This is a genomic window from Streptomyces viridiviolaceus, assembly GCF_014650995.1.
In the GTDB taxonomy this organism is placed as follows: domain Bacteria; phylum Actinomycetota; class Actinomycetes; order Streptomycetales; family Streptomycetaceae; genus Streptomyces; species Streptomyces viridiviolaceus.
Window position 1 is genome coordinate 43,759 of the sequence record NZ_BMWA01000031.1, and the last position, 17,378, is coordinate 61,136.

The window sequence follows — 17,378 nt, forward strand, 5'->3', positions numbered from 1 at the left end:
GGGCAGCGTGGAGGGCCGGTCGTACGAAGGGGCCGGTGCGCGCAGGTGCCGGGGGTCGCGGGGGTCCAGCGTGATCAGGGCCTCCGCCTCACCCAGGGGGACGAGCAGACCGTCGTCCGCGGCGTCGTCGCCGCCCGCCACCAGATAGCGGTAGTTGCTCAGCAGCCGGTGCGGGAGCAGGTTCCACACCTGCTCGGGCACGGCTGCCCCGGCCTCCGCGGCCATCGCCCGGAGCGTCCGGATGACCGCCGGCAGGTGCGGCAGGCCGGCCCGCGGGATGCCGATGGTGCGCGCGGCGGGGTCCACGTCCACGGGCCGTCCGAGCCCGGTGTCGTCCGGATTCGGTGCGGCGGCCTCCTGCCCGTCCTGCGAGGGCCGGCGGCCGGTCCCTTCCTCGGGGGCGGTCACGGGGCCGGAGGAGGCTGCCGCGGCCGGCGCGTCCTGCGTGCTCCCGGTCTCGTCCGTCCCGGGCACCAGGGCGACGGTGCCGCCGGCGGCGGTCACCGGTACGCCGTCCTCGTGCTCGCCGTCGAACACCCGCAACCGCTGGGGGCCGGCTCCGTCCACCGCCGGTCCGGTGAGGGTGCCGGCGCCGGGGCCGAGATCCACCCCGTGCGGGCCGGCGATCGCGGGTGAACGCGTGAGCGAGGCGAGGGCGTGGGCGATCCGGTCGCCGCCGGGCATGGTGAGGACGGGCACGCGTCCCGGAGCGGCCGCCGCCAGCAGACCGGCCAGTGCCTCCGTCGCCACCGTGCGGCCGTTCACCGTCAGCCCGCCGTCCGGACCGGACGCGCCGAAGACGAGCACGGAGTCGGGCGGCACCAGGTCCGGCAGCCGGTCCAGGGCCGCCTCGTCCAGGCCCAGGTCCGCCGGCCGCTCCGCGGACAGCCACAGGGCCAGGGGGCGGTCGCCGAACCACGCGGTGCGGACCCCCTCCAGGAGTTCCTCCACCGGGACCGCGGCGGCGGACGCGGTGCCGTCGGTCCCCGTCGGGTCCTGCCGCTGCGCCGGCGGGAGCGGCACGGTCCGGCGCGCCCCGTCATCCCACCATCCCGCGTGGTTCCCGTGCCGGTCGGACACGCGGACGACGAGCGCGGAGCCCGGCGCGCCGCGCGGCACGCGCGCGGGCCCGTCCTGCCGGGCCGCGGGCGTCGCCCCGCCGCGAGCGGCGTCCGCCTCGTCCGGCGCCCGGCGTGCCGCGGGCGCCGTGTCCGCCTGCGCCGGCCAGGCCGGCGGGGCTGCCGCGGGTCCTGCTCCCAGGTGAGCGTAGGGCGCCCAGACCTCGGCGATCTGCCGCAGGTGGTCCTCCGTCACCCGGAAGTCGGGCAGGGGCGCGTTGCCGACCGTGCCCATGAGGCTCGACCGGCCCTGCGGCAGCCGCTGCTCCACGCGACCGCCCGGGGTCAGCAGCACCCGCAGGTCGGCGTAGTCGTCGCGCACACCGAGGCCGTGGAGCACCTCGTGCACGAACGCCGCCGGGTGGGCGGAGGCGTACCACACGTTCTGGGTCATGGCCTCGCCCCTTGGCCGGCCGGCCCGCACGGTGACGACCTGGTGGGCGGAGGCGGCGTCGTCGGTGAACTCCACACGCACGCTCAGCATCGGCCCTTGCGCCGCGCGGCCCGGCACCCGGTCCGGCTGCTGGGCGGGCAGGCGGTGGCCCGGCGCGTTCACGACGTCGTGCACCGCCTCGGTCACGGTGTGGCGCAGGTGGTCCAGCTCGGCCTCCGTCACCCCGTCCGGCACCAGGTGCAGCCGTCTGGTGAGTTGCAGCGCCTCCCCCGCGCGTGCGCCCCGGTCGGTCAGGACCCAGGCGTAACCGACGTCCGTCCGCTCGCCCGACGCGACGGGCCGGCGCACCAGGGGACGGCCGCCGTCCGCGTCCGGGACGAAGACGAACGCCTCGGTGGGCCGCGGCTCCCAGCCCCGCGGGGCGCCGTACGGCAGCCATCGGTCGGTGCGCACCTCCCCACGGCCGACCGGCTCGCCGGCGACCTCACCCGGGGCCCACTCCACCTGCTGGGTCTGCGCGTTCCAGCGGCCCGTCCGACGGGTCTCGTAGTCGTACACCCGGACGACCGCCCGCGGGGCGATGCCGATCGTGAACGCGACCGCCTCCTCGTGCGGCAGATCGGCCTGCCGGCTCATCCTCGCCGCGGTGGCGTTGACGTCAACGCCCGTCGGGTCGGGGTTGCGGGACGCGACGATCTCATAGCGGTACCGCTGCCGCAGGTGGCGCAGTTCGGGGGTCCGGCTCGTGAAGGTGAAGGGGGACCTGGGCGGAGCGTCGTCGGCCCAGTCCAGCACCCGCATCAGGGCGGTGTCGTTCGCGCGGAAGCCCTCCCTGAACACGTCCTCCGGGCGGCTCGCCGAGTAGTGCCACAGCGTCTCGCCGGGGTCGCTCTCCACCACGAAGCGGCGGTCGGCGGGGTGCACCCAGTCGTGATGCACGGCCGGTGCCGTGTCGGCCGCCGGTGCCGTCCCGGTCCGCGGGGCGGCCGTGGCGGGCTCGGTGGCCGCCGCGGTCTCCGGCACGGACTGCGCGGCGGACTGTGACGCGGCGGACTCCGGTGTGGTGCTCTCCGGCCCGGGGGCGGCCGAGGGCTCCGGGGCCGTCTGCGGTTCGGACAGGTCGGGGAAGAGGTGCGGCAGGGCCTGCTCCAGCCCGCCGGCGAGGTGGACCCCGGAGAGGGGCAGCATGGCGTAGAGGCCGCCCGGGACCGGGATGCGCAGCTCCCGGCGGGCGCCCTTGACCGGCCGGACCACGACCGTGACGTCGAACTTGTAGTGGCGGTACGGGCGAGTCGCCTCGCGGTTGGTCTCACGGGTCTCGCCCGCCTCGAAGCCCTGCTTGTCCTCGGTGCTCCGGGCGTACACGTCCACCGTCGCCCGCTCGTACAGGCGGTGCCCGTCGGCCATGCCACCGGCCTCCGGACCCACCGAGACCACGGCGCCGCGGGACCTGCTCTCCTCGCTCTTGGGGCTGAAGTGGTCCTGCTGGTAGCGGCGGGCCTTGAACGCGACACCCTCCGCCGGCCCCACGACCCGCGCCGCGGTCAGTTCGAACCCGACGGTGACGGTGCGGTCGCCGACCGGCACCTCGTAGCGGTGCTCCAGCAGACGCGCCACGTTGGCCCGCAGCATCGGCGTCGAGGTGTGGTGGTCGTAGCGCATGCCGGCCATGTCGAGCGGGTCCAGACCCGGCACCTCCCAGGCGCGCTCGCGCGTGAGGTCAGGCTCGCGCACGGGCTGGTACGCCGCCGCCTTCGCCCACCGCTGAACGACCCGGGCGGCGGGCACGTCCCACGGGTGGAGGAAGTCGGTCAGCGCCGCGGGAAGCTGCGGCACGGACCGGGCCGGGGCCGCCCAACGAGGCGTCACGGCGGCCGCGTCCGGCACCACCACCGGCGGCACCGGCCGGTCGGCGGGGACCGTCAGGTGGCTCGGTACGAGCAGTCGCACCTCGGCGGGGACCGTGCGGCCCTCCCCGAGACCGTCGTCGTACCACACGCCCGTGCGGGCCGGGGGCACCGGCTGGGGGGCCTCGCCCCGTACCAGGCCCGCCACCCACCGGGCCGACTGGCGTACGGCGTCCACGGGGGCCGCCAGCGCCATGGGGGGCCTGGTGGCCGTGCGCAGTTCGATGCGGACGGCGAGCCGGTGCTCGAACTCCTCGCCGCGGTCGGTGTTGTTGGTGTTGGCACGGGCGATGTCCAGCACCTGGCGGGCGGCCTCGTGCTCACGCGCGCTGCTCATCGCCATGACGGCCTCCGCCTCGAACCCGGCGTGGGCGTCGTGGTTGCCGAACCGTGTGCGGACACCCACCCCCGCGTCGGCGGCGAGGGAGCGCTCGTGGCCGGTGACGTCCTCGGTGATGCCCTCCGAGCGCAGGGTGAACTTGATCTCCGGCCGGGACCGGTGGGAGTGCGGCTCGGCGACCTCGGCCGTCACCCTGACCCACACGTACCGCGTGGACCCGAACGGGCCGTCGACCGGGAACCAGCGGGCCACACCGGTGCCGGTGAGAGCCGTGTACTGGGACTGCAGGGCGTCCGAGGAGAACGTGGAGCGCAGTGCCCGCACCAGTTGGTCGCGTGCCGCACCGCGCCGGCCCAGGACGCCCTGGCTCTCCAGCCTGGTCGTGATCTCCCTCAGGACGTCGTCCGCCCGGAGCACTTCGGGATGCACGGCACCCGGCAGCGGCCGGCCGAGCAGGTGCGCGCGGGCCGGACCGCCGTCGGCCGCCCGCTCGGCCACGGCCTGCCCGTCGGCCGGGGCCTGCGGCACAGCGGCCTCGGCGGCCCGGGCCGGCTGCCCGGCGGGGTCGGCCGCCGGGGTACCGGTCACATCCGCGTCACTCGCCGGCGCCTGCCGCTGGGCGCCGTCGGCGGGCGGGCGCTCCGCGGCGGCGCCGGCCGGGTCCTCCGGTGCCGTCCGGGGCGCCGAGGCGGGGGCACCCGCCTCCGCGGCCGGTGGCAGCAGGTCGGCCATGCGCCGATCGGGGACGAGCAGGTCCAGTCCCCGCTCGACGCGCAGGTACCGGACGGACTCCTGCTGACGGCTGCCCCTGGCCCGCGTCACGGTCACCTCGAAGACGGGTGAGGTGCGGACGAGGTGCGGCGTGCCCTTGTAGGTGGCCCGGCTGATCTCCACCACACCCGCCAGACGCCCCCGGCCGCCTCCCCAGCCGGCCTTCGCCTGGACCTGGGCCAGTGCGACGACCCGGGCTCCGCTGCCGCCGTGCTCCTGACCGCCGGACTGGTGGGTCACGACGTCGCCGTGGGCCCCCTCGTCGTGGTGCCCCTCGTCGTGGTGCTCCCCGCCGGCCTGCGGAACCGCCGCGAGTACGGCGGAGCCGTCGTGCTGGTCGCCGCTGCCGCCGCCGGCGAGCGCGCCGACGCCGATCTGCGGGCCGGCGCTCAGGGAGAGACCGAGATGCCAGGACGTGCTGTCGTCCCGCTTGTACTTGTCGGCCGCCTGCGCGTACTGCTCGATCTCCGTCTCGCCCCGGGTCTGCCCGAGGTCCACCGGCGCATAGGCCCGCAGCCGCAGCCGCACCGAGTAGCGCCAGCCGTCGCGCGCGGGCAGGACGGCCTCGTACCCGTCGGGTCCGGTCAGGGCGCCGAGGCGCGCGGCGAGTGCCGCCGGCTGGGTCAGCTCCCCCAGCTCCTCGGGCCAGTTGGCCGGGTCGCTCAGCCACCGCGCCGGGAGCCCGGCCAGTCGCGCGTAGCCGTCCGCCGCCAGTCGGGTCAGCTCCGGTACGACGAGGAAGGCCGGGTAGATGCCCGCGGTGCCGCCGTGCGCGAAGTCCACCTGCCGTGCGCCCGCGGCGGGCCAGTCGCGCCGGAACGAGACCCGGCCGGTCGCGGCGACGGCGGCGGCGTCCAGGGGTTTCTCGGGGCCGTTCTCGTTGGGGGCGTGCTGCTCCGGGACAACGACCTGGGTGAGGAGCTCGCCGGGGCGGTCCAGCCACCAGGTCTCGGCGGGCCGGTCCCGCTGCGGCACGACGGGCCGCACGGACAGTTCGTACACGGTGTCGTAGACGTGCTCGTGGACCGGGCCCTCGGTCTCGGTACGGCGGTAGCCGGTGTGGGCCGCCGTGAAGTCCTCGTCGCGGGACCGCTCGAAGGCACCGCGGAGAGTGATGCCGCCGACGCGTATCCGCTTGCCCTCGCCGACGGGGATCAGGACACCGCCGCCGCCCCCGGCGGCCACGCTCCACTCGCTGCCCTGCTTGCCCGTGACCGTCTCGGTGCGGGCGGCCCGGGCGTTGACGAGCATCGGGTAACTGGAGCCGTCCAGCCGGTCGCCCAGGATCGCCTTGGCCGTCAGCCGGTAGCGCCGGCCGCCCATGGTCACCGTGTGCGAGACACCTGCCAGCACGGACGGCAGGTCGGCCTCCAGCGCCGGCCTGCCGAAGTGCAGGCCGAGTTCGGCCTCCAGCGCCGCCCACTCGGCGTCCGCCGGCCCGCCGAGTCCGGCCCGCCGCGCCGCCCGCTGCACGGGGCCGGGCCCGGCGGGCTCGGCGTACTGCCTCAGCGCCCACAACAGGTGCTCCAGGACCAGCTGGGAGCCCGGCATGGCCAGGGCCATGGCGAAGCCCTGCCCGCGCCGGGCCGCGAGGGCGGGCGGTTCGTCGGAGTGCGGCGTGCGCACACGGCCGGGGGCCATCCGCTCGGGCAGCGCGCCGGCCCGCAGGGGCTCGGTGCCGGACTCCCGCAGCAGGGCCATCACGTGCGGATGCGTGGTCACCGGGCTCGGTCGCACGGACGGGGAGTCGGGCAGCAGCCCCGGGGTACGGACCGCGCCGAGCGTGCGCTGTTCGAAGGCCGCCGCGCCCCGGCCGTCCCGCCAGGCCACGCCCAGCTCCGCCTCGACCACCTCGGACACCGGCTCGACGCGGCGTCGGCCCTCTGTCCGCACGTCCACGGAGACGCGCAGGCGGGACCGGTACCGTGCCTGGTCCTCGCGGGCGTTGAGGACGGTGTGGTTGAGGTTCTGCGAGGTGACGGTCAGTCCGCTGCCGGCCCCTCGGTCGAAGCTGACGCCGAGCAGCGGGAGCAGCCCCCGCACCGCCGGCAGCGCCGAACCTTCGGTGACCGGCATGGAGAAGCCATAGGTGTTGTAGCCGAAGGAGATTCCCGCGGAACCGCTGCCGCTGCGTCCCGTGCCCCGTGCCACGCCGCGCCCGAGGTCGTCACGGACCTGGACGTTCTCGGTCACGCCGGCGAACTGGAGGCTGTCGATCTCGGCCCGGACCGTGATCCGGGCCCCGAACGACCGGCCGGGGAACAGCGGCACCTCGATCCGGCCGGAGGTGTCCCCGGTCGTCAGCCACCAGCGGCTGCGGGTGCGGCCGGTCCGCTCGTTCAGCAGCTCGCGGGCCTGGGTCATGACACGTGCGGCGGTCACGGCGTCCAGGCCGGAGCGCCGCAGGCTGCCGTGGAGCGCCGCGACGACCGGGGTCATGTCGATGGCGTTGAGCACGGGCCGGTCGGTTCCGTCCCGGACGGTGCCTTCCCGCCGGTTCTCGGCGGGCACCGTCAGGTCGGGACGCGGCGTGCCGGGACCGGCGTACTCGGCGGGGAACTCCACCCGCAGTCCGCGCGGGACGGTGACGTCGGGGGTGCGCTCGGCACCGTCGACGAAGACCCGCACGCGCAGGCCGGCGGTGAACGGCCGGTTGGCGCCGATGAACAGGGTGCGGCCCGCGATGACGTTGCGGCGCAGTACGTCGGTCGACTTGGCGGAGGACTCGGCACGCAACTGCGGCAGGCCGAGCAGCATCGCGGAGGCCACGGCGGAGGCGGTGGTGAAGCCGACCAGCGTGGCCGCGTCGACGCCCATGTTCTGTTCGCGGACGTGTTCCCGGCTCCCCGCGGTGGTGGCGAAGCGCACCCCGTACTCGCGGACGCCGTCGGCCCCCTGCCGCTGGTCCGCCGGCACCAGGTCGACTAGCACCGGCCGCAGCCACACGAGCCGGCCCCGGGCTGCCAGGGTCACCCCGTGCGCGAGCAGTTCCTCCCAGGCGTGCCGTCCCGTGGTGCCCAGCAGGGTACGCAGCGCGGCCGTCACCTCGGGAGCGAGCACCCTCTCGCTCGCGGGCAGCCCGTCGGCGACGCGCCGTGCCCAGTCCCCGGCCGCCGCGGCGTCGAAGTCGCCGGTGCCGGTCACCGAGGCGTGGCCGAGCACCCCGTGGTCCACGTACCAGGGGTGCTCCGGCACGGCCTCGGCCTCGGCCGGATCGGCCTGCACGGGGTCCTGACCGGTCTGCGCGGTGTCGTGACCGGACGGTGCGGTGTCCTGAGCGGCCTGCGCGGTGCCTTGACCGGCCTGCGCCGTGTCGTCACCGGCCGGTTCGGGGTCCCGGTGTGCGGGCGTGGTCGCTCGTTGTCCGGTCAGGACGTCACGGGCATCCGGTGCGGTGTCCGGCAGCGTCTCGGCGACCGTGGCCGTCGGCACCGGTTCGCCGGGGCCGTCGTCGCGCCGGGTGTCCGCCGGCGCCGGCACGGACATCGGCGCGGGCGCCGGGGAGCCGGGGCGGGCCGCCGCGGGCTCCGCCGCCGGCCAGGTCCCCGTCGCGGCACCGCCCGGCAGCCGGGGACGCGCCCTCAGCTCCGCGTCACTGACCGGCTCGACGACGGGCAGCTCCCCCAGCGCGTCGACGGCGACCAGCGCCTTCGCCAGGCGTTCGCGTGCGGCCTCCGCCCGACGGACGGCCGCGGCGGACGCGCCCGTACTGCGGTGGGCGTTCGCCGCGTCCAACGCGGCCTCGGCACGGGTGAGTTCGAGGACGGCGTCGGCGTACTCCTGCCTGATCAGCGCCTCCTCCGGCGTGTGCCGGGCCGGGCCTGCCGCTTCCTCCCGCACCTCCTCCTGAGCGTCCTGGCGTCCCTTGCCCTTGGCCTGCGCGGAGGGCGACCGGTCGGCGGGGACGTCCGTGCCGAGGCCGAGCAAGGCGTCCAGCGCGTCGGTCGGCACGTAGAAGACGGCCGCCTCGTCGCTCACGGTCACGTCGACCGCGCGCGGCCGGCCGGTGACCGGCCGGTGGACGATGTGCCAGGTGATGGACGTCGCCTCCACCCGGGAGAAGCGGCGGCCGCCCGACCGGTCGTCCTCGTCCACGGCGGCGAGGGCGCTGCGGGTGCCCGCGACCCGGGCGCCGGACCCGGTGGCGCCCGAGGTCCCCCGCAGGGAGCGCTGCGCCTCCTGGGCGAAGGTGCCGGGCAGCGGGTCCCCGGTCTCCCGCAGGCCGTGGACGTCCGCGCTGATCTCCAGGCTGCCGCGCGCGTCGTTGCTGGTGCCCGGCACGGTGACGGGCTCGCGCAGGGTGCCCCGCGCGGCGAGGTCGAGGAACCACCGGCTCAGGTGCGGCGGACTGAAGATCGCCGCGATCTTGGACTGGAGCACGAACGGGCCGCCCTGCCAGGAGTTGGCGGCCGGTGACATGCCGGTGAGCCGTCCGCGCCCGGTGAACAGGTCCTCGGCGGCTGCGCGCAGGGCGTTCAGGTCTCCGACGGTGCCGACGAAGCCGTCCCGCAGCAGGTCCGGGGTGAGCGGCAGTCCCTCGCGCGTGTACTCGACGGGCGCCTCGTGCCGCACCATGGCGGCCGGCCGGGGGCCGGCCGGGTCCGGCTGAGGCCGGGTCACTTCCTCGGGGTGGCCCAGGCGCAGGGAGCCGGGCAGCACCTCGGTGCCGAGCGGGTGCCGGTCGTGCCGGCCGACCAGGGGCAGTCCCAGGCCGATCGCCGGTGAGGCCCCGCTCAGGGCCCAGTGCACATCGAGCCGGGCGGTGACCTCGACGTCGAACTCGGTCGTCCACGGCCGTACCGCGTGCCGCAGGGAGGTGCTGTCCTGCCGGCCGGTTCTCAGCTGACCGCCCGGCGAGGAGGTCTGGCCGGTGAGGGGGGAGGACCCCGAGGCGGCTCGCTGCGGCGCGTCGGAGTCGATCACCGCCGGATACTCGATGTGCCCGAGGCCGGCGTCCGCGTCGCCGGTGCGTTCGACGGCCCGCAGGTTGCGGCCGTCCAGGACGTGGCCGCCGGGTTCCTGGCCCAGTGCCCGGGGGTTGAGCAGTCTGGCGGTGAGGGTGAGCCGGGCCGTGGTCGTCCGGAACTGGTCACGGTGGGGCACGAGGAGGGGCAGCCCCGTCAGCATGGTCTCCAGCAGGGCCTTGGTGCCCTGGTGGGCGGCCGTTTTCCACAGTTCCGCCTCGACCGCGTCGGCGTGTTCCCGGGACAGGAGCTCGCGCACCCTGGGCAGCAGCCGGCTGACGAACGGCCGGAGGTCCGGTACGGCGAGCAGTGCGGCCTGGTCGAAGCCGTCACCGCGCAGCACGTTCGACGGGGCCATGGGCAGCGGGTCTGCCGGGGCCCGGCCGGCCGGCTGCTCCGCCGGGGCCGGCCGGAGTCCCCGCGTGACGGCGGCCTCCCGCTGCATCAGCGCCAGTCCGGGCGCGCGCACCGGTTCGCCGTGGACCTCCCGCGTCGCGGCACGCCGCGAGCCGAGGCGGCCGAGGAGACCGACCCGGTGCTCGGCCCGGATGCGCACGGTGACATGGAAGGTGACGGGTGCGTCGGCCCACACGTGCGGCCCGGTCGTGACGTCGGTCCGGTCGCTGAGCCCGCTCGCCGCGCGGTCCCCCGGCAGCCCGCTGTGGCGGGGGCGGCTGAACTCCGGTCCGGCACGGTTGAGGTCCGCGACGTTCACCTCCAGCGGGTCCGCGCCGGCCGGGTCGGACCCGAGGGTCAGCGACGTGCCGAGACCCGCGTAGAGGGACAGGCTGTCGTCGGTCTCCGTGTGCCGGACCACGGCGGTGCCCAGGGTGTGGTCGTACCGGTAGGCGTGCTCGCTCTCCCCGAGTGCGGTGAGCGGCCCGGGTACGGCCCGTACGGACACCTCGGCCCACTGCCGCAGCCCCAGGGAACTGGTGCCGACGGGGCGGGTCCACAGCGGGTACGCGGCCCCGGTGAAGTCCCGCACGCGGGGTGCCAGCCCCTCCACCGCCGTTTCCAGCGCCGCTTCCTCCAGCGGGTCGAGAGCGGGCACGCCGGCCCGGCGCAGCAGGTCCGTGACGTGCGCGGTGAGGTGGTCGGTCCGCACCAGGTGCAGGATGTCCTGCGGCAGCCGTTCCTCCGGGGGGGTCCAGGTGCGGGCCGGGCCGTCCTCTCCGGTGCGCGGCGTCCGGTGGGCACCGCCCTGCCCGTCGGGGCGGCTCTCCAGGGCCAGGGTGCGGACGAGGCGGCCGGTGCCGTCGTCCTCCATGACCAGGTCCTCCGGGACGAGCAGCGCGGTCCGGACCGGGACGGGGTCCAGGACGGCCGGGCCGGCGGCCGGGTCGCCGACCCGTTCCGCGGTGACCTCGACGTGCACGGGTCCGCCGAACTCGGACAGCCATAGCGATCCGCCGCCGGAGGCCCCGCCCGCGACGAACCCGCCCGACTCGGTGAGGGAGCCGCTCCAGCTCACGCCGGGGGCGAACCGGCCGCCCGCGCCGTCCGTGGCCTCGCCCGGGCCGGTGAGCAAGCCGCCGAGCGGGAGTTCGAGGCCCGCGGCGAGCTTCCACTGCCGGGTCGCCGAACTGGTCAGGTCGAAGTACGTGCCGTGGTAGACGTCCATCTGTCCGCGGTGGGACCGGACATGGCGGAAGCCCTCGGGGTCGAGGGTGGCACGCAGGGTGACCTTGACCCGTTCCGTCCCGTTCGTACTGGTCCGGGTCAGCGTCACCGAGTGCCCGGGACCCGTCATCCGGTGCATGACCCGGGCCAGTCCGCTCTCGCTGAGCAGCTCGTCCAGGGCCAGCTGGTTGCGTACCTGGTGCGCCGCCGGTGCGGCGCCGGGCCGCGCGGGAAGGGTCTCGGTCCGGGGCGCGGGGACGTCCCCCCACGGGTCACTCACGGCGAGGAAGCCGGGGAAGTGGTGGTGGACCAGCCGCAGGGTGCGCGCCCGTACCCGCTCGGCGTCGCTCCGGTCCATGTGGCCGACGCGGCTCGCGGGCGGCAGCCAGTCGCGGAACGCCGCGGGCAGCCGCAGTCCGCGTCCCGGTGCGGTCCTCGCCACGGCCTCCGGGTCGGTGGCGGTACGGCTCACCGCGGAGGCCGTCGGGCCCTCAGGACGTGCCCCCAGCCGGTCCGCGTCCGTGGCGAGCATGCGCACCCGGGCGGTGAGCCAGGTCTCCGGGCCGCCGCGTCCGCCGAGGCCGCGGGTCTCGACGTTGACGTCGAACTCGACCACGGTGGTGGGCTCGTCCGTGAACCGCAGCCGGTGCAGTTCGACGCTGCCGGCCTGCTGCCCGGGGCGGGAGAAGTGCACGGACCTGACGTAGCCCAGGGACGGCAGCGGCAGCGGGAGGCCGGCGGCGGTCGCCGCGAGCGCCAGGGCGTCGGACACGCCGGTGGTGGAGGCGTCCCACTGGGTGGACGGTGCGCCCACCTCGGCGACATGCACGTCCTCGATGTCGGCACGGGACGGTCCGTCGAGGTCCGCGACGACCCTCGGGTTGTGGAAGGAGGCCCGCACCCGTACCGCGTCGGGCCGTCCGGTGACCGAGGACACCGGCACCGAGCGGTACCCGCCGGCGGTGGCCTGCGGCAGACCGGCCAGCAGCGTCCGCACCCGGGCGAAGGCGTCGAGCCGCTCGAAGGCGGGGGAGAACGGGTCGTCGTGCGAGGGGTCGACCGCGGCGAACACCGCTGCGCGGTAGTCGGCCGCGCCGGTGACCGACTCCAGCCACGAGAAGCGGGGCAGCGTGACGGGCTCGCCGACAACGGCCGGGCGCGGGGCGCGCTCCTCCCGCACCGCCGCCGGGTCGTGCGGGGCGCGGCGCAGGGCGGCGGTGCCGCCGTCCGCCGCGCCGGCCTGCTCCCGCAGCAGGGCGGAGGTGGCGTACTGCACGCCCTCCGGACGCGGCAGTTCGCGCAGCGCCTCGCGGGGGTGGCGGACCAGCAGGGAGTCCTCGACGACGGTCCGCCACCGCTGCGCGGTCCGGCCGCGGCGCTGGACCACGAGGTCGATCCCCACGTCGTGGCGGAAGACCACGGACCGGTCGGCGGACGGCCGCACGGTCCGGGTGGTCCCGACGGTGGAGGAGACCGTGGAGTCCGAGGTCCGGCCGGACCCGACGAGCAGGGCCCTCAGCGCGGCGCCGGCCTGTGCCACGGGCGGCACCAGAGCGAGGACCTGGGAGAACGGCAGGGCGATCGCCGCGTCGAGGCCGTGGCGGACCGTGCGCCGGGAGGAGGCCGTCTCCCGCCAGTCCAGCGGGCGCCGGCCGTGGTCGAGTACGCGTACGGCGTCCCCGGCGGCCGGGCCGGCGAGGGGTGCCCCGCGCGGGTCGGTGAGCTGGGTCCAGTCCCCCAGCCGCAGCCGTACGGTGACGGCGGCCCGGCCGTCGGGAAGCCCCAGGGTCAGCACGACGCGGTCGGCGACGGCCTGGCGCAGGAACTCGGCGCTGCCGAGGGTGTCGACGTACTCCGCCAGTGCCCGTGCGGCGGGCTCCCGTGACGCCTCTTCCAGCAGCGCCCCGATCCCCTCGCGGACCGCCGCGGGCAGCCGGTCGTCGGCGAACGCGAACGTCTCGTCGCCCACGCCGTGCCGGAACCCGGGGGAGGTGGCGTGGGCGGGCGGCGCGAAGAGCAACTCCGCGTCGCGGCGGTCGCGGGCCTGCTGGAGGTCCTCGGCGGCGGGCCCGGTCCCCTCGGCCTCCCGCTCCTCCTGGGGCGCCGGGCCGGTGGCCGGGGCCGCCTCGGCCACCGGCCCGGGGTCGAGCAGGGCACCCAGGCCGCGCACCACTGCGGGACGCGGCTCCAGGACGGCGCGGGCCAGTTCTCCGGCCTCCGAGGACGGCGGGGTGTCGGCCAGCCGCAGCACGTCCTCCTCGCCCTCGGGGCCGGCGGCGGCTGCGGCCTCCTCGTCCGGGACGTCGACCAGTTCACCGTCGCGGAACGTGGTGCGGGTCCGTCGGGGCAGCGCGGTCAGCCAGCCCGCCCGGCCGTGGAACGGTGTGATGTGCACCCCGCCGGAGGTGCTGATGCCGACGATGCCGGTGGGGCCGGTGACCGTGAGCCCCAGGCTGTCGGCGAGGGACTGGATGTAGGGCGTCTCGACGAGGGAGCCGGGGCGGCCGGCGTAACAGATGACGGTGACCACGGCGCTGTCCGCACGCCGCACCGCGCCGCTCCAGAACGCCCGGAACGCGGTGTGGCGGCGCAGCAGGGCGCCGGTCTCCTCGCCGGTGAACTCCACCGCGCGGCCGTCGCGGGTGTGCAGGCGGACGGTGGCCCTGCCTTCGGGGCCGTGGGCGACGAGGTAGTGCCTCGGGGCGCCGTCCGTCCAGGGGTTGGTCCCGGTGAGGCCCGGGTCCGTGTCCCCGGCCCGGCCCGCGCTGAAGGAGGTGGTCCCGGGAAGGGCGCGGAACGCGGACTCGGCCCGGGCCATCTCACGGGGACTCAGCGACATGTGGCCGATGACGCGGCCGGTGCCCGGCTCGGCGAACGGTGTCATCAGCAGCGTACGGAAGTGGAAGCGCTCGCCGGTCACCGACCGGACGTACGGGTCCGGCCCGGCGGTGTCCCGTGCGGCGGCGCCGGGCTGTGTGTCACCGGGCTCGACCCGCATCCAGTGGCCCTCGGGCCGGCTGCCGTCCGCCTCCGTGACGGTACGGATGCGCAGGGCGCCGAAGGAGTCGGGTACCAGGTCGACCCGGCCGCTGTGCGACCACACCGGCACGCCGGTGCGCTCCGCCACCGTCCTGGCCAGGTCCAGGCCGTACCGGGCACCGTCCTCGGTGACCAGCCACAGCGGCCGGTCGTCGATGCGGTGCTGGGCGGCCAGGTCCGCGAACTGGTCCGGCGACAGCCGCACCCGTGCGCCGTCGCGGCGGGCCAGGACGGCCGGCTCCGCGGGCGGCGGGGCCGGATCGTAGGCGAACCGCAGCACGAAGCCGTCGGGTGTGTCCAGCAGTCGGGTGCCGTTGGCGGGGCCCTCGTGCGCGCCGTCGCCGAGGTCGAGTCCGACGACGTTCCCGGTGCCGTCGAGCAGCGGACGGACGTCGACGGCGGGCCGCGGCCGACGGGTGTCCGCCGCAACGTCGGCAACGGTCCGCGCGGCCGGTCCGCGGTGCTCCTGGACCGGGTCCGCCGCCCGGCCGTCCAGGGTGGCGGCGTCCAGGGTGAGCGGGGGCTCGCCGTAGGTCTCGGGGTCGAGGCCCAGCTCACGCAGTGTGCCCCGGGTCTCCTCCAGCTTCGCGCGCGCCCTGGGCAGGGTCCGCGTGTTGTGGCTGCTCTGCGCGGCCCGCTCCTCGGCCAGCGCCGCGTGGTACCTCGTCAGCGCGTCCACGAGGCGGACCACCTCGGGGTCGGCCGCGAGGGCGGACCTCGCGGCGGGCGCGGTGGCGGCGGTCCCGGCGTCCTTGCGCTTGCCCTTGCCGGCCGCGGCCCGCGTCTGGGCCTCGGCCCGGTCGGCCGCCTCCCGCACGAGGGCGACCGAGGCCACCAGGGCCGGGTGGTTGCGGACCGCGTCGATGTCGAGCGGTCCGTTGACGTAACGGCCGCTGTGCCCCTCCCACTTGTACATGTTGCCCTGGCGGGCCGTGCTGAGGGCGTACACCAGGACGTCCACCCGGCCGTCGGGCGCCAGCACGTAGGCGAACGACGCGCCGCCGCTGCCGCCGTCCAGGTGCACGTGCAGGGCGCGGTTGGCACGTACGTCGCTCTCGCGGGGACGCAGTTCTCCCCCGGCGACCCGGCGCAGTACCCGGAGCTGTTCGGGCGCGAGGCGGTCCGGGTGCAGATGGGTGGCGTACACGAGCCGGCCGCTCAGTTCCCAGGTGTCGCTCCGGTGGGGGGCGAAGGACGCCAGCCGCTCGGCGGTCCGGGTGGCTTCCTCCGCACGGCGGGCCTCCCGCTCCTCCCGCGCGCGGGTCCACACCGGGCGGGCCGCCTCGGCGACCCGGCCGTGGAAGTCGCCCGTCAGCACCACGCCGGCACGGTCCAGCCAGTTCTGGTGGTCGCTCTCGAAGCTCTCCAGGGCCCGGTCCTCGCCGCGCAGGTACGTGCCGAAGGCGTACTCCGGCCAGGAGGACGGGCGCTGGGCGAGGTCTTCGGCGACGGACGGAGCCGCGATGAGCAGCGGCAGGAGTTCGGGGGCGCCGCCGAGCGCGGCCACGACCTCGCCGCCGGCGGGCCCGAGCAGCAGGTCCGCGGCCTCGGGCACGGACGCCAGCGCCTGGGCCCAGACGGACCCGCGAGCGGGGCGCGCGCCCTGCTTGCGGGCGGCGCCCGACCGGTCCCGGCCCGTGTCCTGGGCGGGGCGCCGCTGGGCGGGGGCCGCGCTGGTCCGTGCGGGGCCGGCCGCGGTCGACAGGGCGCGCAGCAGCGGCTCGGGCGAGGGGTCCTCGGCGAGCGCCCGGAAGCCGTCGGCGTCGCTCGCCAGGGCGCGCAGGGTGGTGGTGAGGTCCGGCACGCGCAGCGCCTGTTCGTACCAGGAAGGGGTCCGCAGGAAGCGCGCGGCGAAGACCGGCTGCCCGTTCAGGAAGTGCGTCAGGTCCGCGTTGGCCAGCAGTCGCCGCAGGTCCTCGCCGGCCATCGCGCCGACCGCCCGCGCCTGGTCGGCCAGCACCGTCAGGAAGGTCGCTCGGGTGGCGAGCCGGCGCACGACCTGGGGTGTCAGGGCCTCGGCGATGTTCCGGCCCGCCAGGGCGGCCGCCCACACGGGGCTGCGTTCCACGGCGTGCCGCAGCAGGGCGTGGCTGCGCAGCAGGGCGTCCAGCAGCCACGGCGCGCGGCGCAGTTCGGCGATGGTCCCCGGGAAGTCCGCCAGGGTGTCGGCCAGGTCGCGGACCGAGGTGAGGGCCCGGCGCAGCACGTGGCCGCCGCGGGCGAGGTCCACGACCACCGAGGGCTGCTCGCGCAGCAGGCGGTGCACCGACGGGCGGTGCGCCAGCAGCCGGGCCAGGTGTTCGTCCGACTCCAGGGCGGCCACGACCGCCGGCGAGGCCATCGCCGTCCTCGTCAGTTCCTGGTCCGAGAGCACCTCCCTGACCTGGCCGGGGTGGGTGGTGAACGCGTGCATCAGCGCTTCGTTGCTCAGCAGGGCCGCGTAGCCGGCCGCGTCGGGCAGCAGGCCGGGGTTGTCCGCGAGCCCCTCCGCGAGCCACGGAACGTCGGCCAGCGTGTCCAGCAGGTCCGGGTGGCGCGCCACCGCCCGCACCATCTCCGCGCTGCTCACCACGGCGCGGATGACCGTCCGCCCGACGTCGTCGACCGCCTCGTCCGCCAGCAGCCGGCGCAGTGCGGGCTCGGCCAGCAGCGCGTCGGCGACCGGGCCTCCGTCGGCCATGACGCGGGCGGCGTCCGGGCTCTGGTGGACGAGATCGGCGTCCGATTCCTCCGGCAGCTTGAAGTAGTAGGTGTCGTAGGCGAACAGCAGGAGCCTGCTCAGTTCGGGATTGCCGACGTAGTGAGGGATGGCTTCGGGCGTGCCGATGATGCGGGCGCGTGTGTGCTGGTCGGTCAGGAACAGCCGGTAGAGGTAGTCGTTGTCCCGCAGGGCGCGGGTGAACGACTCGCTGGACACCAGGAGAAGCAGGACGTTCTCGGAGTGGTCCTCGAACAGGCGGGCGAGTGCCGGGCGGGCCCGGAGCGTTTCGAGGAGTTCGGTGTTGCGGTAGAGACCGACGGCGAGCGCCTCCCGTCCGTGGGCCAGGTCCATGAGCCACCGGTCGGCCCGGACCGCCTCGCTGACGTGCCTGACCCACTGGTGTTCCAGGGGGCCGAGGTCGGGGTTGCGCGTGTCGAGGTCCCGCATCGCCTCGTCGTGCGGCTTCGAGAGCGACGAGACCAGCCAGTCGTCCCCACGCTGGTGGGCGATGCCCTCCGGGT

General features: G+C 76.3%; 1 protein-coding gene (running past both ends of the window). It reads right to left on the minus strand.

The whole window is internal to a hypothetical protein gene (locus IE260_RS34210) on the minus strand: the coding sequence, 58,794 nt in all, runs 12,321 nt past the left edge and 29,095 nt past the right edge, and what appears here is coding positions 29,096–46,473 — codons 9,699 (partial) to 15,491 (complete); the first complete codon in reading order (the gene reads right to left) occupies window positions 17,374–17,376. Both codon boundaries (start and stop) fall beyond the window edges.